Raw genomic sequence first — 17452 nt, 5'->3', positions numbered from 1 at the left:
AGCTTGTCGAAGGCCCGCTCTTTCTTCTAGGCCGGAAACGTTCAGTCCAACGGAGTCTGCCTTGTCCAATCCCCGCCTTCGCCTTGGTACCCGCGGATCGCCGCTTGCGCTCGTGCAGGCCGGCATGGTGCGGGGTGCCATCTGCGCCTTTCAGGGCTGGGGCGAGGATGCCGTCGAGATCGTGCCGATCAGGACGACCGGCGACAGGGTGCAGGACCGGGCGCTGGCCGAGATCGGCGGCAAGGCGCTGTGGACCAAGGAACTCGATCGCGCCCTGATCGACGGGGAGATCGATTGCGCGGTGCATTCGATGAAGGATGTCGAGACGATCCGGCCGGCGGCGATCCGCATCGCCGCGATGCTGGCGCGCGCCGATGTCCGCGACCGGCTGATCGGCGCCGACAGCATCGCCGCCTTGCGGCAGGGCGCGGTGGTCGGGACCAGCTCGCCGCGGCGCAGCGCACAGCTCAAGCGGATCCGGCCGGACCTGGAGACCGTGTTCTTCCGCGGCAATGTCGACACGCGGCTCGCCAAGCTGGCGGCGGGCGAGGTCGACGCCACCCTGCTCGCCGCGGCGGGGCTCGACCGGCTGGGGCGTTTCGATATCGGCGTGGCGATCTCCAATGACGTCATGCTGCCGGCCCCGGCCCAGGGCGCGGTCGGGATCGAGGCGCGGGCCGATGACGAACGGGTGATCGGCTGGCTGGCGGGGATCGACCATGTCGACACGCATCGCTGCGTGCTGGCGGAGCGTGCGCTGCTCGCCGCGCTCCAGGCGGATTGCCATTCGCCGGTGGCGGCGCTGGCGACGATTCACGGCGACCGGATGACGATCCGCGCGGAATTGCTGGCCGAGGACGGCAGTGCCCATGTCGCGGGCGAGACCATGGAGTCGATCGACAAGGTCAGTGCCGATGAACTGGCGCGCGACCTGCTCGACCGGGCGCCGCCGGCAGTGCGGCGGCTGTTCGCGGCATGACGCCAGGCGTCGCGGTGCTGCGCCCGGAACCGGGCAATGCCGCGACCATCGGGCGGATCGAAGCGCTCGACCTCCGTGCGATCCGGCTCCCCCTGTTCGAGATTCGCGCGCTTGGCTGGACGGTGCCCAGCGCTGCCGCGTTCGACGCGCTGCTGCTGACCAGCGCCAACGCCGTCCGCTTCGCCGGGCCGGGCCTGGAGGCGCTGCGGCATCTGCCGGTGCTGGCCGTGGGTGCAAGAACCGCGGAGATCAGCCGCGCGGCGGGACTTGACGTCATGGTGTCGGGCACATCCGACGCTGCGTCTCTGCTCGCCGGTGACCATGGCTTTACCCATATCCTCCATCTCGGCGGGCGCGAGCGGTCGATCGATACAGGCGGCGTGATCGCGCGCGCCATTGCGGTCTATGCCAGCGAGCCGCTGCCGGTACCGGCGGCGGACCTCGCTGCCCTGAGCGGGTCGATCGCGCTGTTGCACTCGGCCCGCGCCGCCATCCGCCTCGGCGAACTGGCCGACGCGCATGGTCTCGCCCGATCATCGGTCGGTCTCGCTGCGTTCAGCCCCGCCGTCGCGGCGGCAGCCGGGACGGGCTGGGCGTGGATCGCCACTGCTGCCGCGCCCAATGACGCCGCGTTGATCGAGGCTGCGATCGCGACGCACGCGCGATTGACCGGGTGAGCATGCGCGGGGATAAGGCGGCATGAGCGACGACCTGCCGACCCCGACGGCTCCCCCCCGCAAGCTCGACTGGCGCACCGCGGCGATCTTGGGGGCAATCGCCTTCCTCGCCGGGCTCGGCGCGATGGCGCTGGGGCTCTACGCCTTTCCGCAATGGTTCGGCCACAAGCCGGTCGCCACCGTGACCCTGCCGCTTGCCGCCACCGCCGACGGCAAGCGCACCCCCGTGGTGATCGTGCCCGGCGACGCCACCACGGCCGCGCCGGCGATCGACCTCGACGCGCTGTCGACCCGCGAGACCGAGCTGGCCGCGCGCCTCGCCGACCTGGAAACGCGCACCGCGAGCGTCGGCGGGCAGGCACGCGCCGCCTCCGGCTATGCCACCCGCGCCGAGGGCCTGATGATCGCCTTCGCCGCGCGCCGGCAGATCGATCGCGGCCTGCCGCTCGGCTATATCGAGGAGCAGTTGCGCGAGCGCTTCGGCCCGATCCAGCCCCAGGCGGTCGGCACGATCATCCAGGCGGCGCAGCAGCCGGTGACGATCGAGGATCTGCGCGTCGGGCTCGATTCGATCGCGCCCGAGCTGAAGACCGGCGCCGCCCGCGACGGCTGGCTGGCCAGCCTGGGCCGCGAATTCGGCAATCTGATCGTCCTGCACCGCGCCGATACGCCCTCGCCGCTGCCCGCCGACCGGCTCACCCGGGCGCGCCGCACGCTGGAGGCGGGGCATGTCGAGGCAGCCCTGGCCGAAGTGGCGCGGATGCCGGGTGCGTCAAGCGCCGAGCGCTGGACGACCGCCGCGCGGCGCTACATCGGCGCGCGCCAGGCGCTCGACACGATCGAGACGGCGGCGATCCTGGGGCAGGGTGCGGCCGTTCGGTAGAGCGGCGGCGAGCAGGAACTGTTCCCCGGCGAAGGCCGGGGCCCAGTTGGAGAGGTCGAGTAACGACCCGCAGCACAAGCCAAGAACGTCCCCCAACTGGGCCCCGGCCTTCGCCGGGGAAGCAGAGAAGGTGAAGGCGAGCACCGACTCCCGCCTTCTTTTGGTAGCCAGTATCAACCGTTGGCGTTGATCCGCTCCAGCAACGCCATCGCGCCGGCGGGCGCGCGCACTTTCGCGCCGTTGATGAAGAAGACGAAGGTGTCGCGCGGTTTTTTCGGCGGCTGTTCGGGTGAAGCATAGGGCAGGCCGTCGGGCTGGCCGCCCGCCGCCCAGTCCTGCGCGACCTCCAGCCAGCGATCGAGTTCGGCGGCGGTGTAGCCGGTCGGCACGCTCTCGACTGCCTGTTCCAGCCGGGCATAGACGACATCGCCGGTGACATCGGCAATGGCGGGGTATTCGGCCGAATCGGCGAAGACGAGCGAGACGCCGGCGGCGCGCGCCATGGCGACGAATTCGGGCACATGGAAACTGTCGTGCCGGACCTGGATCGCATGGCGCAGCGCGACGCCCTCATGCGATGCGGGCAGCAGCTTCAGGAAAGCGGCGAAATCATCCGCGTCGAATTTCTTGGTCGCCATGAACTGCCACAGGATCGGGCCGAGCTTGTCGCCAAGCTCGACGATGCCCTGGCCGACGAACTTCGCGATCGACTCGCCCGATTCGGCCAGGACCTTGCGGTTGGTGCAGAAGCGCGAGGCCTTGAGCGCGAAGACGAAGCCATCGGGCGCGGTCTTGGCCCAGGACGCGAAGGTCGCCGGCTTCTGCGAACCGTAATAGGTGCCGTTGACCTCGATCGCCGTCACCGCGCGCGAGGCATATTCGAGCTCGCGCTTCTGGGCGAGGCCCTCGGGGAAAAACACCCCGCGCCAGGGCTCATAGGTCCAGCCGCCGATGCCGGTGCGAATCATGCCGTTGCTCATGCCCATTGCTCCTGGAGCATGATTCTAGGGCAGATCGACGGTCGCGTCATCGGTACGTTGCCGAGCGCGGGTCCGCCGTCAGGGGGGAGTGCCCTGCCTCAGCAGCAGGCCCTGCGCGATGGCCGCTTCGGTAAAGGCGTCGATATCCGCGACGATGTCGTCGGCCTTCACGCGAAAGTCGGTTGCTATCCGGTCAATCAGCATGGCCCGGTCCATCCCGGCGGCAATTCCCCGCCAGATCGCGGCGGCGGTGCCGTTCAGCAAATGATACCGGTCATCACGCTCGTCGAACAAGGCGAGATCGCCGTCGACATTCTGCCAGGCGATATAGCTCGGGATCGTCAGCATCGTGTTTCTACCCTGCGCGCTCATGGCCAGACACCAGCGGGCATCCCGGCCTGAAGCCGACGCTGCTCCCACAGGGCGAACGGCCGCGCCACCGTCGCCATGGCAAGCTTGCGCCACATCCGACGCAGCCTGAATTCGACGATGTCGTCCAGCACGAGCGAGAACAGGATCATGCCAAGCAACAAGGCGGCCACCAGCCACCATTTGTTCGCATCGGTTGCCCACCATGTCAGCATGATCGTGCCGATCTTGAAGTGAAGAAGGTAGAGCGGATAGGTGAAGGATCCGATCCGGCGTGCCCAGGGCAGGCGGATATCGCTGCCCCGCATCGCCAGAAAAAGGACGAAGACCCCCATCATCAGGACGATCCCGATCCAGGGATCGAATGGCATGCCGCGTGAGGCGATGATGATGGTCCGCGTGCCGAGCAGGGCAGTGACCGCGAGCAGCGCCAGGTTCAGCCTTTCGTTGCGGCGCTGGTACAGCAATCCCATCACACAGCCCGCGGCCAGGAAATAATAATCTGTCCCGAGCAACGGCGCCCGCGGAAAAAAGGGTGCGGCAACCACCTGAAGCGCGATCCACACCGCCACGACCGCCTGGATGTGCCTGAGCCACCCCAGCATCGCGACCGCGACGATCATCGCATAGAAAATGATCTCGACCCTCAGGGTCCAGTAGGAAGCGTCCGCCGGACGATAGCCGAACGCCTCGGCATTGATCGTCAGGTTGGCGAGATATTGCCAGAAGCCGACATGCATCCGGCCCAGTTCCCCGATTCCCAGCAAGCTGGTGAGCGACAGGCAGACGACAAAGGTCGGATAGATGCGCGTCACGCGGTGCGTGACGAAGGTTGACAATTTCTGGCGCTGGACGATCTGGACGATCATCATGCCGCTCATGATGAAGAAGGCGAACAGCGCGATATGCCCATAACTCGCCATATCGGAGATCAGGCCGAGATCGGTGTTCGTCAGGCCCGGTATCCTGGGCACGACGACAACGACATAGTGCGTCACCACGACCATGATCGCGCACAGCAGCCGCAGATAATCCAGCCAGTCGATTCTGCGTTCGGCGGATGCTGATGAATCGGCCACTTTGCTCTTCTTGCTGAACCTCGGTCCATGGCGATACGCCCTGCCCGGGCGTGGCGCCAGCCGCGCTTCGGCTGGCGTCGGCGGCACGATGGCAAGCCTGCCGCATTATGATAAACCAGCGGCATGGCAGGGAGAGTGACATGAGCCGCGGATCGACGTCTTCCGCCACGGAAATCTGCATGGTCGTCCCGCCGTTCGATTCAATGCATTATCCGCAGCTCGGAACCGCGATCCTCAAAAGCGCCTGTACGGCGCGTGGCCTGGGCACGCGCATCTTCTATCCGGGGATGATGCTGGCGGGGCGGGTCGGGCTGGAGGCCTATGATGCGATCAGCCACGGCCAGAAAAAGGCGATGGTCGGCGAGCGGCTGTTCCGTCCACACGCCTATCCCCCCGACATCGTGGCCGCGCTCCCGCCGCTCGAAGCGCTGACGGACACGCAGGATGCCGATTACCGCCGGGTGGTCGATGCGATCGCCCCGATGCTCGACGAGGCGATCGAACGGATTCTCGCGCTGCGCCCGCGCATCGTCGGTGTGTCGTCGACATTCGAGCAGAATATGGCGGCCTCCGCCATCGCACTGCGCGTGAAGGAGGCCGATCCGACGATCGTGACGGTGATGGGGGGCGCGAACGCGGCATGGCCCCTCAGCCTTGGCCTCGCCAAGGCCTTTCCGTGGATCGACCATTTCTTCGCGGGCGAGGCCGATATCGACTTTCCCGACTTCTGCGAAAACTATCTTCGCCATGGCGCGCGGGCGGCGGCGCGGGTGATCCACACCGAGCCGATCCGCGACATGCGCACCGTGTTCCCGCCCGACTATTCGGATTTCTTCGCGACGCTGCGCCCGCTACAGGCCGCCGGCGCCCTGCCCGAATGGCTGCCACGCTATCTGACGATGGAGACGTCGCGCGGGTGCTGGTGGGGCGCCAAGAACCATTGCACCTTTTGCGGGCTGAACGGCGAGGGCATGGCGTTTCGCGAAAAGCCGGCCGAGACGGTGATCGACGAGCTCGACGCGCTGGAGCATTGGGGCGTGGACCAGGTCTTCATGACCGACAATATCATGCCGATGCGTTATCTGCGCGAGCTTTGGCCCGATCTCGCCGCGCGCGGCCCGCGCGTGAAGATGTTCTACGAGGTCAAGGCAAACCTGACCGAGTCCCAGCTCGACACCATGGCCATGGGCGGCATCGTCTCCATCCAGCCAGGCATCGAATCCCTGTCGAGCGACGTGCTCAAGCTGATGCGCAAGGGCGTGTCGGCGCACCAGAACATCGCCTTGCTGCGACATTGTCGCGGGATCGGCATGCGGGTGCACTGGGGCATGATCTACGGCTTCCCGGGCGAGCAGGCCGCTGATTACGAAGCGATGATCGGCCTGATCCCCAAGCTCGTGCATCTTCACGGTCCGACTGGAAGCAACTCGATCCTGATCGATCGCTACAGCCCCTATTATAACGATCCGATCGGCCTGGGCATCGGCGAGCTCGCACCGTTCCCGGGCTATCGCCAGCTCTATCCGGCAGATGTCGGAGCGGACGAGGTCGGCTATCATTTCAGCGGTTCCTACACCACGCCGCTGCTGAGCGATACCGATCTGCTCGAGCGCCTTCGTGCCGTGATGGACGCCTGGAAACAGACCTGGCGGCAGGAAAAGCTGCCCGCGCTCGAGCTGTTCGACGTCGGTGCGACACAGGCGGTGCTCGATACCCGCCCGCTGGCGCGCGCACCGCTCACGCCGTTGACGACCGGGCAGGCGGCGGTCCTGCTGGAGCTCGAAAAGCCGCTACCCCGCCGATCGCTGGCCTCGGAAAAACTGGCCGATGCCGATTGGCTGATCGCGCGGGACTTCGTCATCGATTACGAGGACAGGCTGATGAGCATCGTCGTCCGGGCGCGGCATGAGGTGACCGCCCAGTCGCTGTTGCACAAGGCCGGCGCGCTCGAGGTAGCGGCATAGGCCTCGCACCCCACGTCGCGGCGCGGTGGTGGCCTCAGGATTTCAGGATCCCCTGCAGCAACGCGCCGACATCGGCGAGCGCGGCAAAGTCGTGGGGATAGCGGAGGCGGTAGCTTGGTACCGCCCTGACCGCGGCGTTCAGGCGCGCGAACCCGCGTACCCGGTCGGGCCGGGCCGGGTCGCCGGGGTCGAACTGCACCAGCATATGCGCCGCCGTCACCAGTGCCTCGGTTTCGCTCATCGGCTCGAGCACCGGGGCGATGTCGCCGTCGCGCCTGAGAAAGACGAGCGCGCGCAGCGGCACGGGCACTATGGCCGGTTCGCCGTCCGGTACGAAATGGGTCTTGCCGTGATAACCCGGCATCGGCCGGCATCGCTCGATCGGAAGGCCGAGCCCTTCGCGCGACGCAGGCCAGACGCACACGCCCTTTGCCGCAGGCGCGATCAGGGGCTCTTCCTGCCCCCACAGCACGGAGATATCGTCGCTGAGGATATGCCAGTCGGCATGACCCAACGCCGCGGTCATGGTGGATTTCCCCGCCCCGGACATGCCCAGCAGGAGAAGGCCGCCCTCCGGCCGCGCCAACGCCGCGGCATGGATGGCGCTCGCCCCGAACAGCGTTGCCACGCGGGGCAGCACGCGCCGGACCAGAACGTCGACACAGGCGTCGAAGGAGGCGCCAGGCGCGGCGATGCACCGCACCGTGCGCCGCTCCCTGCTGATCAGGAACGCCCCATCCAGCGCCGAGGTCATCAGCCATTCGTCGCCACAGGTGCCAATGACGAGCTCGTAACGGCCCGGCCAGCGATAAGACACCCGGTCGTGAACGGGCGGCTCCCCGGTTTCGAACGAAAGCGCGAGATCGGCCCAGCCATCGGCGTCGACAGGGCATGTCCGCAATTGATCGACCGGTATGGCCGAATGCAGCCGCAGCCCACCGAAACTGTAGATAGACGTCAACCCGTTCCCACCTTTCCTCGTACCGGCCAGCCGATTGCCAGGTCAGTGATACATGCTATGCCGAAACGCTGTCAGGCCGGACTGGAGACGAAATTGGGTGCCATTGCGGGCGCGGTCCATGTCGATGGCCGGGACATGACCGAGGCACTGCTTGCGTCCATTGTCAGGGCCGCCGTGCCCCGGGGCTTCGACGGCGTCAAGCATTGGCATGATGGCGCGGCGGGCCTGATCCGCTTCGCCCATGCAACCACGCCCGAGTCGATCGGCGAAGTGCAGCCCTTTATCAGCGAACGCTCGGGCGCGGTCATGGTATTCGACGGCCGCCTCGACAATCGTGCCGATTTGATCGCCCAGCTCGGCGCGCAGGGCGAGGGGATGAAGGCCGCCCCCGATGGCGAAATCGCGCTGGCGCTGTTCGATCGACGGGGCGACGATTATGTCGCGTCGCTGGTCGGCGATTTTGCCATCGCCACCTGGCAACCGCGCGACCGGCGATTGCTGATGGTGCGGTCGCCCTATGGCTGGCGGCCGCTGGTGTGGACGTTTGACGGGACCACCTTCGGCTTCGCGACCGAACCACGCTCGCTCGTCGTCGGTCTGGGCATGGAGCGCAAGCTCAACGAACCCGCGATCGGAGAGTTTCTCTCCGCGCGCTTCGTCAGCCAGACGGATACGTTCTGGCAGGGGCTCAACCGGCTTCCGCAGGGCTCGGCGCTGGCCTTGGAGAAAGGCAGGGTCAGACAATGGCATTGGCATACAGGTCCGTTCGAGGATTGGTCCCGCCTGTCCGAGGCCGATCATGTCGCGCGTTTCCAGGAGCTGTTCGATCAGGCGCTGATCGCGACCACCCGCAGCGCGACACCCTTGTCGTCGCAGCTTTCGGGTGGGCTCGATTCCTCTTCGGTCGTGTGCCGGGCGACGGAACTCCACCGGGCGGGACGGATCGGCCGGCAGATCGGGGCGATAACGGCGCGCTTTCCCGGGGAGCCGCATGACGAGACGGAGTGGAGCAGCGCGGTAGAGGCGCATCTCGGTATCACCGCCAAAGTCGTCGGGGCGCGGCCGTTCAGCGCGGATGCCGCCGCGGCGTGGTGCGCCGAAACGCTGCAACTTCCCCTGCGGCCCAATGTGCTCGACACCCTGGCGGAGGTCTGTATCCGCCTGCAGGCCGATGGGGAACGTGTGCTCCTGACCGGGGAGGGCGGCGACGACTGGCTCGCCGGGTCGCTGGCACATTGGCCGGACCTTGCCAGGACCGGTCGGTGGGGCGCGCTGCTCAGGACGGGTTTCGAGCAATTTCCCGACAAGCCGGCTTATGTTTCGGCGCGCCGAATCCTCTATCACGGCTTCGGGCCCCTGGTTCGCCCGCGCCACCGGGAGCGCCTGCTCCGGCCGCACCTCGATTTCGCCACTCAGGCACCCCCGTGGCTCAATGCCGATTGGGCGGAGCGGATCGGCCTGACCGAGCGATGGCATGCCGACGCCCTTCCCGTCGATCTTCCGGGCTTCGCGCAAAAGCAGCGCTACGGCGTGTTCGCACTGGCGCGGCGCCACGTGAACGTCGAGCCGGCGATGGCGTATAGCGCCAGCTTCGGCATCGAGCAGCGCCATCCGTTCCATGATCAGCGCCTCGCGCGTTTCATGATGGGCGCGTCGGGCAATGTGCTGAACCGATATGGACAAAAGAAATACCTGCTCCGTCAGGCGATGAAGGGCACGTTGCCCGAAAAGGTCCGGACGCGGCAAAGCAAGGCGGCGTTCGTCGCCCACACCGTCGACGCGATCTCCGAACTGCTGCGTCGACGCCCGGTCGAGCAATTGCTCTGCGCCCAGCTTGGCTGGGTGGAGGGCGCGAGGATCGGGGAAATGCATGCCGCCTTCCAGCGCTGGCGCGACCAGGGGTCGACCGGCCCCATTCCCGATCAACCCTGGGGGCCGGTATGGTTCACGCTGGCGATGGACATGTGGCTGGAAAACGCCTTCAAGATCTGAACATCGTCCATGAGGAGCGGCGCGACCGATGCGAGCGAACGACATTGATGACGGCAGGATGGTCAGCCGCTGTGGGAACATGATCGCGGCGGACGTGGGCGACGAAGCGGTCATTCTCGATATCCAGAGCGGCTATTTCTTCCAGCTCAACCGCACCGCGGCCCAGATCTGGGCATTGCTCGAATCGCAAATCTCCGTTGGCGAATTGTGCGCGAAGATGGCTGAGGCCCATTCAGTCGATGCGGCGCTCTGTCACGACGATGTGATCGAATTCATCGCGGATATGCGCGACAGGGACTTAATCGCCGTCGCCTGACGATCGGCGCCGGCGCGCACGGTAAGCCCAGCAATTGACCGCGAAACGGGAATCGCCGAACACGCCTGATGGGCATCGCACGGTGAGCACTTCGTGCGGCGCCCAGGACGGGAAGGCGACAAGACTGTTGTGGTCCGGGGCGATATCCACACCCATGTCGCCGGGCACCGCGCCGATCCGATGCAGCCTGAGGCAGCCGCCCGAAAATGCCTTTGGCATGCGGTGAAAATAATAGACGGCGCTGAGCATCCGATCGCCCCTGGCGCTGCCCTCGCCCGTGTAGAGATCGCCGTGCAGGGCAAAATGCGCCCCGTCATTATGCGCAACCAACTCCAGCTCGATGTCGTCGGCGACGAAGGGCGTCACGCGCATCTGCTCGATCATGTCCGGCAAAATGGCGCGTACATGCGCCTCGAACAGGGCCGAGAACGGCCCGAGGTCCCGCAAGCTGAGCGAGCGGCGTATCGTCGGATCGACCAGCCCCTTGTCCAGCGCGGCGGGCCTGAAGCGCGCCTCGTTGTCGAGTGTCCAGCCAAGCAGATCGCGACATTGGTGCGGGGACAGCATGTCGCGTCGCACCTGCCATGGCGGCATGAGACCGCGAGAGGCGTTCACGACGTGCAGCCGCTCGCCCCGCGCGTGGCGTTCTCCCGCAGGAAGCGCAGCACCATCGCCTCGTTCCGCACGTCCGACTGGCGCTTCATGCGAACTGCCGGAACTGCCGCCTTGCTGCCGAGATGGCCGAGGAGGGACCCAATCACCGCGTCGTGATCGCGCGTCAGACCTTCATAGGTCACGCCATCGGGGACAGCGCCGATCGCCGCGAAAAAGCCGAGCCAGTGACGATGGCAGAAATCGGCATAGGCGATCAGCCGTTCGATCGTCGCAAAATCAAAACTCGGCGCCGTCGCTTCGGGCCGTTCGCCCATCTGCGGTATCTGGCGCCAGATGCCGGTCTGCACCGCGGCGGCGGCGGAGACCGCCTGCCGCACCCGGTCTCGCCGGACGAGATGGATATGGTGCGCGGCGGGGAAGAGCGGCGCGATCAGCCCGGCGATCTCGCGGTACGTGTCGGGCAGGGTTTCCTCCGGCCGACGCCCGTGCAAATCGTCGAAACGGCCGGGCTCGAGTTCCTCGGCCAGTTCGATCACATCGCGCCAGAACAGTTTCACGGACAGGGTGCCGGACACGTCGGTACGCCAGCGATGGACCGCCCGACCATAATCCGACAGGCCGACGCATCCCCATCGCGCGGCGAGAACCGGACGGAACCCGGCATGGAAATATTCCAGCGGACAACCCAGGCCGCTGGCGAAATACAACGCCTCCCCGAGCAGCGTACTGCCAGATCGGGGATGAGTGCAGATCAGGATCGTGCGGAGCGGCGCGCCATCCCAGGCGGGATAGTCATGATCCGCCGTTGCGAGATCATATGGCCTGCTGGGCGGGTCCGCGCCAGGCGAACCTGCCACCACAGGAGAAGTCCCAGATCTCGGCGCGCCTGCCGTCCCAGGTCCGTCAGTCAACGTCCAAAAACAGCGCGTTGATCAGGTGAGGTTGCTGATGCCGTCGTTCGGCCGGTAGGAGATGCCTTCGGCGGCCTGAACCGGCGCAAAGGACGTGATCTCCGGCTTCACCCATTCCGGCTTGTCGACAACTACAGCCTCGGGGACCGGTGCATCATTGTTGGTATCGTTCATGAGCTGATCCAGCATTGCCTAACCCATTAGCGATGCGCCGAAATCGCTTGCAAGTCAAATCCGGCGGGGTCGCCCCGCCAGATGCGGACGCGATTTCCCTCGTGGCATGCGCCGATCGCGAAGGATTCGCCGGGCGCCGACATGACCGGCACGGCAAAGGGCCAGAAGATCGCGCCCCAGCACGACGTCGCGCCTGGCCGGGGACTGTTTTCGTACCGTTCCCGATCGTCCAGGTCGAGCGCGATCCATTGCAGCACGCCGCTCACGCGCCCGCCTTGCGAAGCGACAATGGTTGCGCGGCGCTCTCCCCGCCAGGGACCATTTGCGAAATCGAACGTGAACAAGTCGGTGGCGGCGCTGCGCAGCGCGATCGAAGCGTTACCGATCGGGATGTTGCGATAGGGCTGGCGCAACTTGTTGAACGCGCTCAGGTCGAAGGAGTCGATAAGGCCCAGATCCGCTTGCGCCGCGCCACCGTCGTCCACCAGCGCGATTCGGATCTGGCCACGCACCGGAATCACGGCACCGCCGGGTTTCAGAAGGCGCGGCACCGCATCCTCATGCGCCAGGAGCGTGCCTTCGCTCAGCATGTCGTTACTGACGATCTCGGACACGAGCACATCGGCCGGCCCGCCGACATCCGCGAGCTCGACCATGGTCGAGTGCTTGTTGACCACCGTGACGCGGTCGGCGAATCCATTGATGGCGATATTTTCGCGCGCCGCGGCAGCGACGGCCGAATCGGCTTCGCAGGTGACCACCCGCGCTGCGCCCGCGCGCGCGGCCATCATGGCGAGCAACCCCGTACCGGTGCCGATTTCAAGGACCGTGCAGCCTGGAAAAACCGCCCTGCGCAGCGCCGCGTCATAGGCCTTGTTGCGCACCGCATCCCGAACGATCGAGAAGTGCCACGAATGAACGCCGTCGCTCAGCAACTCGGTGGCCAGAGCACGCACCTCTCCATCGCCGGGCTCCAGCGCGAGCGCGCGCGCGATCAGATCGAGCGCGCTCGCGCGCTCACCGACCGTGGGCAGCTGACGCGCCAGCGCCAGCATCGCCATCGGCTTTCCCTCGACCAAGGGTCGCATGGCGAGTAGCTCCCGCGCGCGATCTCTCATCCGTCGTTCCTGTCTTTCCGCCCGAACCTGGGCACTGGAAAATAGCTGACCAAATGCGCTGCTACCCGCCAGGGTGTGTAAAGCCAGCGAAGCCTCCTGGGGAGCGGCAGATCGCGATAGGCTTGCCACGACGGGGTCAAGCTTCGCCCGACCGCCCGGGCACGGCGCCGCAGCCCCTTTCGCTGGCGCCATTCAACTGCGGTCGTCGCGAACCAGTCGCGCCAGCGGAACAGCCGATCAGCACCGCGGCTGTGCCGCTCGAGCTCGGGTGGCGCATGGTCCGGATGGAGAAACCTGATGCAATCCCGCGCCATCCTGTCCGCAAGCCCCGCATCGGCAGGCCAATGCCCCGCCACGGCGGCGGCGAGGAGCGCGGGCATGTCAAGGCACGCGAGGACCAGCTTTTCCAGTCCGGCGCGCTGCGCGCGCACGCGCACCACGGCGACATCGAAATCGGGCGCCGCGGCGATCCGCCCGAGATCGCCGATCCAGTGAAGGCGCGACCATCGATGGCGGCTGTGGTGATAGCAGATGTAGACGAACAGATCGGCGGTCGAGAAGACCGGCAATGTCTCGCCCCTGATCGCCACCGTCTCCGCCCGGTCGAGCAGTTGTTCGGTGGGAAAGTCGGCCCCGGTGAGATCCACGTTCTGATGAAGATCGACCATCTGGCCCGATGGCGCGCGCATCGAGACTTCCCGGTTCAGGCTGCACATCGCCTCGACATGCGCCGCATGGCTCTGTTGGTCCGCGGGCAGCTCGAACGGCTTGGTCAGGCGAAACCCCCGGGCGATCAGATGCGTCACCGTATCCGCGAACCCCTTGCTGCTCACCAGCAGGTCGAGGTCACGGCAGGACCGTCCGTTGACCGAGCCATAATAGCGTTGGGCCAGTGCCACCCCTTTGAAAACCGCAAAGCGGATTTGTTCCGGTCGGAACCAGGACCGATTGAGCTCGGCGGCGATCGCGCTGAGCTGAAGGGTGTGGGCGGTCGCCACGATCACGGCGCGATCGAGTTCGGCCATGATCTCGGCCGGAACGCAGTCCCGGATCTCGACCAGTCGCTCCCGCAGCATGGGAAGCGACAGGTGGTGGGTCGCCTGCCGTAACATGGCCGGCCAGTCGCAGACCTCGCCTGCGAGGTGCCTCAGTTGAGGAGGTGGTATCAGAGCTGGATCAAGCGCGCAGGCGAGCAGAAGTCGTGCTTCCACCGGCAGGACGATCGGCGCACGGTCGCCCCCTGCGATCATGCCGGTGCCTTGCGTCGATATTTATTCGGCAAGTTCCCAAACACTCCAAGAGACATTGTGGCGAACGGCTGAGGCACCGTCCAGTTGTGCTCTTTTTTGGAGGTCGATCATAGCTCGGCCAACGATACGCAGAACGAGCCCCTCCCGCCGAGCGCCGCAAAGACGGGCTCGTGAGCGCGGACGAAGTCGCTTTCGCGAAGGCGCGCGACCCTGCTAGAACCGGAATGGACCATGGCATGGGGAAGATGATGGCGACCGACCGGACCGAGATCGATCCGACTGATCCCTATGAGCGGACCGCGCAGACCTTTCCGGTGCTGGCCGAGGCGATGGTCGAGCGCATGATGGCCTATGGCCGCGAAGAATCGGTCGCCAAGGGCACCGCGCTCTATTCGCGGGGCGAGCGGGGCGTGGATTTCTTCGTCGTGCTGGATGGGTCGATCCAGGTGCTCGATATCGACGAGCATGGGGTGGCCAATATCTTCACCACGCATCATGCGCGGCAGTTCACCGGCGAGCTGGACCTGTTCAACAATCGCGCGATCCTGGTCACCGGGCGCACCGGCGAGGACAGCCGGGTGCTGCGGATCGGGCGCGTCGATTTCCGCCGCATGGTCTCGACCGAGGCGGATATCGGCGAGATCATCATGCGCGCCTTCATCCTGCGGCGCGTCGGACTGATCAAGCATGCGCATGGCGGCGCGACGCTGATCGGATCGGGCCATTCGGGCGATACGCAGCGGCTGCAGCGCTTTCTCGAGCGCAACGGCTATCCGCACCGGTTGCTCGACACCGAAAGCGATCCGGATGCGGAGGGTTTCCTCGAATGCTTCTCGATCACGCCGGACCAGTTGCCGGTCGTCATCGCGCCGGGCGAATCGGTGCTGCGCAACCCGCCGACGGGCGAACTGGCCGATGCGCTGGGGCTGACCGAGACGCTCGACCCGACACGCGTCCATGACGTCATCGTGGTCGGCGCGGGGCCCGCCGGGCTGGCGGCGGCGGTCTATGCCGCATCGGAAGGGCTCGACACGATCGTGCTGGAGGGCCTCGCCCCGGGCGGGCAGGCCGGGACCAGTTCCAAGATCGAGAATTATCTCGGCTTCCCGACCGGCATTTCCGGCCGGGCGCTGGCCGGGCGGGCCCAGGTACAGGCGCAGAAATTCGGCGCGCGGCTGGCCATTGCGCGGCCGGCGACGGGGCTCGATTGCAGCAAGGACCCTTATGTCGTGACGATGGAGGACGGGCAGCGCGTGACGGGCCGGGCCGTCGTCGTTGCCAGCGGGGCGCGCTATCGCCGGCTCGACGTGCCCGATTACGACCGGTTCGAGGGACAGGGCATCCATTATGCCGCGACGGCGATGGAGGCCAATCTGTGCGCCGGCGAAGAAGTGCTGGTGGTCGGCGGCGGCAACTCCGCCGGGCAGGCAGCCGTGTTCCTGTCGCGCACAGTGAAGCATCTCCATATCCTGGTGCGGTCGCGCGGGCTGGCGGAGACGATGTCGGACTATCTCGTCCAGCGCATCCTCTCCTCGGGCCAGATCACGCTGCACACGCATTGCCAGGTCACCGGGCTGGAGGGGGATGGTTATCTGCGCCACGTGACCTGGACCAATGCGAAGACCGGCGAGGCGCAGCGGCACGACATCAGCAACATGTTCGTGATGATCGGCGCGGAGCCCAATACCGACTGGCTCGACGGGTGCCTGGCGCTGGACGACAAGGGATTCGTCAAGACCGGCGCCGACGCCGACGGATCGACATCGCCTTATGCCACGAGCAAGTCGGGCATCTTCGCGATCGGCGACGTCCGCGCGGGATCGGTCAAGCGCGTCGCCTCGGGTGTGGGCGAGGGATCGGTGGTGGTGTCCTCGGTCCACCGCTTCCTGCACCCGATGGAGTGATGCCGGTCAGGCGTGCTCGACGAAGTCGTAGTAATCGCGGATGCGGCGGTTGAAGAAACCACCCTTCGAGGTCACGCGGCGCATCGCGTCGAACACCGATTCTGGCACGTCCAGATAGGAATAGCGCCGGCCGCTGACGAACTCGATGTCGAGCCGCTGCTCGACCGGGTCATAGTCATAGGAGCGAATGACGCTGGAAGGCATAAGCCTTCAACGTCGCACCGGCGTGGGGGTTGCCGCAGGATTCGCGCGAAAAGGCGCGTGCGAGGGACACGTCGGGCTTGTCGATCGTTACGGGGTTGGGCATTTCACCGGTGAGATGCCGCGCGAAGGGAATCCAGATGAACGAGGACACGCTCGAGGGTGAAGGCCGCAATCTCGCCGGCCAGGTGAAGGAAACGATCGGCAAGGCGACGGGCGATGCCGCCACGGAGAATCAGGGCGTCGCCGATCAGGTCGTCGGCAATTTGCAGCAAAGCTATGGCGCGGCACGGGATGCCGTGGTGCAGGGCGCCGGTCCGCTGGCGGACAAGGCCAAGGCATTTGCCAAGGAACGGCCCTGGGCGACGGCTGCTCTGGTCGGCACGCTCGCGCTGGCGGTGATCAATACGCTGCGCGGCAAGAAAGCCTGACCGCAGACTCACCCTGCGGGCTGGTTCGGCGCCGCCGCATTCCCTATCTTCATGGGGGAACAGTCAAGCAGGGTGAGGCCGTGGCCGACTATCAGCTTTTCGATACGGCGAACGGCGTCGCGGGAATCGCGTGGGTCGACGCCGGGGTGGTGGGCTTTCGTCTGCCGGCCGACTCGGCCGACAGGACCGAGCGGGCGTTGCTGCGCCGCTTTCCCGACGCGGCGCGCCGTACGCCGCCGCCGGAGATTGCCGAAACCATCGCCGCCGCGCAGCGCTATTTCGAGGGCGAAGAAACCGATTTCTCCGCCGTCAGGGTCGATCTGGGCGAGCAGGCGCCGTTCTTCGTGCAGATCTATGACGCGGTGCGGCGGCTCGGCTGGGGTGAGACCACGACGTACGGCGCCGTGGCGAAGGAACTCGGCGCCGGCCCGGAATCGGCGCGCGCGGTGGGCCAGGCCATGGCGTCCAACCCGGTGCCGCTGATCGTGCCCTGCCACCGTGTGCTGGCAGCCGGCGGCAAGGTCGGCGGCTTTTCCGCGCCGGGCGGATCCGAGTCGAAGGTGAAGATGCTGGCGATCGAGGGTATCGACCTGTCGCCGCCCGAACCGGCCCAGCAGGGCTTTGGTTTCTAGATTTTCCGTCGCGTTT

The 17452-nt window shown here is 66.4% G+C and carries 19 protein-coding genes; 9 read left to right on the top strand and 10 right to left on the bottom strand.

The genetic code is table 11. The features are described 5' to 3' along the window. The first annotated feature begins 61 nt into the window (after positions 1-61). From hemC to AC1DX5_RS10950, 3 genes are read left to right on the top strand one after another with little or no spacing between them, the layout of a single operon-like run. Positions 62-979 carry a hydroxymethylbilane synthase gene (hemC, locus tag AC1DX5_RS10960; protein WP_478015383.1) on the top strand — a complete coding sequence of 306 codons (918 nt, stop codon included), beginning with the start codon at positions 62-64 and terminating at the stop codon, positions 977-979. Continuing rightward, positions 976-1656, top strand: a complete 681-nt coding sequence (locus AC1DX5_RS10955) for a uroporphyrinogen-III synthase (RefSeq protein WP_478015382.1) — start codon at positions 976-978, stop codon at positions 1654-1656. Before hemC ends, AC1DX5_RS10955 begins: the two co-directional genes overlap by 4 nt. Before the next feature lie 22 nt (positions 1657-1678). Continuing rightward, entirely contained in the window at positions 1679-2539 is an 861-nt protein-coding gene (locus AC1DX5_RS10950; protein ID WP_465171266.1) for a hypothetical protein, read from the top strand. Positions 2540-2712: 173 nt separating this feature from the next. On the opposite strand, the gene AC1DX5_RS10945 is transcribed toward AC1DX5_RS10950, so the two are convergent. The 3 genes from AC1DX5_RS10945 to AC1DX5_RS10935 all read right to left on the bottom strand — a co-directional run bounded on the left by AC1DX5_RS10945 (position 2713) and on the right by AC1DX5_RS10935 (position 4967). Continuing rightward, positions 2713-3519, bottom strand: coding sequence for a DUF72 domain-containing protein (locus tag AC1DX5_RS10945; protein WP_478015380.1), 807 nt, complete (start codon positions 3517-3519; stop codon positions 2713-2715). A gap of 78 nt (positions 3520-3597) precedes the next feature. Further along, entirely contained in the window at positions 3598-3867 is a 270-nt protein-coding gene (locus AC1DX5_RS10940; RefSeq protein ID WP_465171264.1) for a PqqD family protein, read from the bottom strand. A gap of 20 nt (positions 3868-3887) precedes the next feature. Beyond that, a complete protein-coding gene (locus AC1DX5_RS10935; RefSeq protein ID WP_465171263.1) occupies positions 3888-4967 on the bottom strand; it encodes an acyltransferase family protein in 1080 nt (359 codons plus the stop codon). A 140-nt stretch (positions 4968-5107) separates the two neighbouring features. Here AC1DX5_RS10935 and AC1DX5_RS10930 point away from each other — a divergent pair, with 140 nt between their 5' ends. Continuing rightward, a complete protein-coding gene (locus AC1DX5_RS10930) occupies positions 5108-6931 on the top strand; it encodes a RiPP maturation radical SAM C-methyltransferase (RefSeq protein WP_478015378.1) in 1824 nt (607 codons plus the stop codon). Positions 6932-6965: 34 nt separating this feature from the next. Here the strand turns inward: AC1DX5_RS10930 and AC1DX5_RS10925 are convergent, their stop codons facing one another. Next, positions 6966-7892: a hypothetical protein gene (locus AC1DX5_RS10925; protein ID WP_465181562.1), complete on the bottom strand. Its 927-nt coding sequence runs from the start codon at positions 7890-7892 to the stop codon at positions 6966-6968. Between the two features lie 57 nt (positions 7893-7949). Here AC1DX5_RS10925 and AC1DX5_RS10920 point away from each other — a divergent pair, with 57 nt between their 5' ends. Beyond that, the gene (locus tag AC1DX5_RS10920; RefSeq protein WP_478015376.1) at positions 7950-9884 is read left to right on the top strand and encodes an asparagine synthetase B family protein; all 1935 of its coding nucleotides are present in this window, start codon (positions 7950-7952) and stop codon (positions 9882-9884) included. A 28-nt stretch (positions 9885-9912) separates the two neighbouring features. Beyond that, complete coding sequence (locus AC1DX5_RS10915) at positions 9913-10200, top strand: PqqD family protein (protein ID WP_465181563.1); 288 nt, start codon at positions 9913-9915, stop codon at positions 10198-10200. Here AC1DX5_RS10915 and AC1DX5_RS10910 read toward each other — a convergent pair. The 5 genes from AC1DX5_RS10910 to AC1DX5_RS10890 all read right to left on the bottom strand — a co-directional run bounded on the left by AC1DX5_RS10910 (position 10183) and on the right by AC1DX5_RS10890 (position 14268). Continuing rightward, positions 10183-10815 (bottom strand): 2OG-Fe(II) oxygenase, encoded by a 633-nt coding sequence (locus tag AC1DX5_RS10910; protein ID WP_478015375.1) that lies wholly within the window; start codon positions 10813-10815, stop codon positions 10183-10185. The two genes, AC1DX5_RS10915 and AC1DX5_RS10910, sit on opposite strands and share 18 nt — an antisense overlap. Next, complete coding sequence (locus AC1DX5_RS10905) at positions 10812-11672, bottom strand: Stf0 family sulfotransferase (RefSeq protein WP_478015373.1); 861 nt, start codon at positions 11670-11672, stop codon at positions 10812-10814. Before AC1DX5_RS10905 ends, AC1DX5_RS10910 begins: the two co-directional genes overlap by 4 nt. Positions 11673-11747: 75 nt before the next feature. Next, positions 11748-11900, bottom strand: a complete 153-nt coding sequence (locus tag AC1DX5_RS10900) for a hypothetical protein (RefSeq protein ID WP_478015372.1) — start codon at positions 11898-11900, stop codon at positions 11748-11750. Between the two features lie 26 nt (positions 11901-11926). Further along, positions 11927-12961 carry a 50S ribosomal protein L11 methyltransferase gene (locus tag AC1DX5_RS10895; RefSeq protein ID WP_478015370.1) on the bottom strand — a complete coding sequence of 345 codons (1035 nt, stop codon included), beginning with the start codon at positions 12959-12961 and terminating at the stop codon, positions 11927-11929. A gap of 53 nt (positions 12962-13014) precedes the next feature. Further along, a complete protein-coding gene (locus AC1DX5_RS10890; RefSeq protein WP_465175286.1) occupies positions 13015-14268 on the bottom strand; it encodes a nucleotidyltransferase domain-containing protein in 1254 nt (417 codons plus the stop codon). A 236-nt stretch (positions 14269-14504) separates the two neighbouring features. On the opposite strand from AC1DX5_RS10890, the gene AC1DX5_RS10885 reads away from it, so the two are divergent. Beyond that, positions 14505-16172: an FAD-dependent oxidoreductase gene (locus AC1DX5_RS10885; protein ID WP_478015369.1), complete on the top strand. Its 1668-nt coding sequence runs from the start codon at positions 14505-14507 to the stop codon at positions 16170-16172. Positions 16173-16178: 6 nt separating this feature from the next. On the opposite strand, the gene AC1DX5_RS10880 is transcribed toward AC1DX5_RS10885, so the two are convergent. Continuing rightward, positions 16179-16376, bottom strand: coding sequence for a KTSC domain-containing protein (locus AC1DX5_RS10880; protein ID WP_465175284.1), 198 nt, complete (start codon positions 16374-16376; stop codon positions 16179-16181). 137 nt (positions 16377-16513) lie between these two features. On the opposite strand from AC1DX5_RS10880, the gene AC1DX5_RS10875 reads away from it, so the two are divergent. Both AC1DX5_RS10875 and AC1DX5_RS10870 read left to right on the top strand, forming a co-directional pair. Further along, positions 16514-16804 carry a CsbD family protein gene (locus AC1DX5_RS10875; protein WP_465171250.1) on the top strand — a complete coding sequence of 97 codons (291 nt, stop codon included), beginning with the start codon at positions 16514-16516 and terminating at the stop codon, positions 16802-16804. Between the two features lie 80 nt (positions 16805-16884). Beyond that, on the top strand, positions 16885-17436 hold the full coding sequence (locus AC1DX5_RS10870; RefSeq protein WP_465175283.1) for a methylated-DNA--[protein]-cysteine S-methyltransferase: 552 nt from the start codon (positions 16885-16887) through the stop codon (positions 17434-17436). Positions 17437-17452: the final 16 nt, after the last annotated feature.

This window comes from Sphingomonas sp. P2_B6 (genome assembly GCF_056404755.1).
Note: the sequence above shows the minus strand (reverse complement) of the source record. Positions and strands in the feature narration are given on the sequence as shown.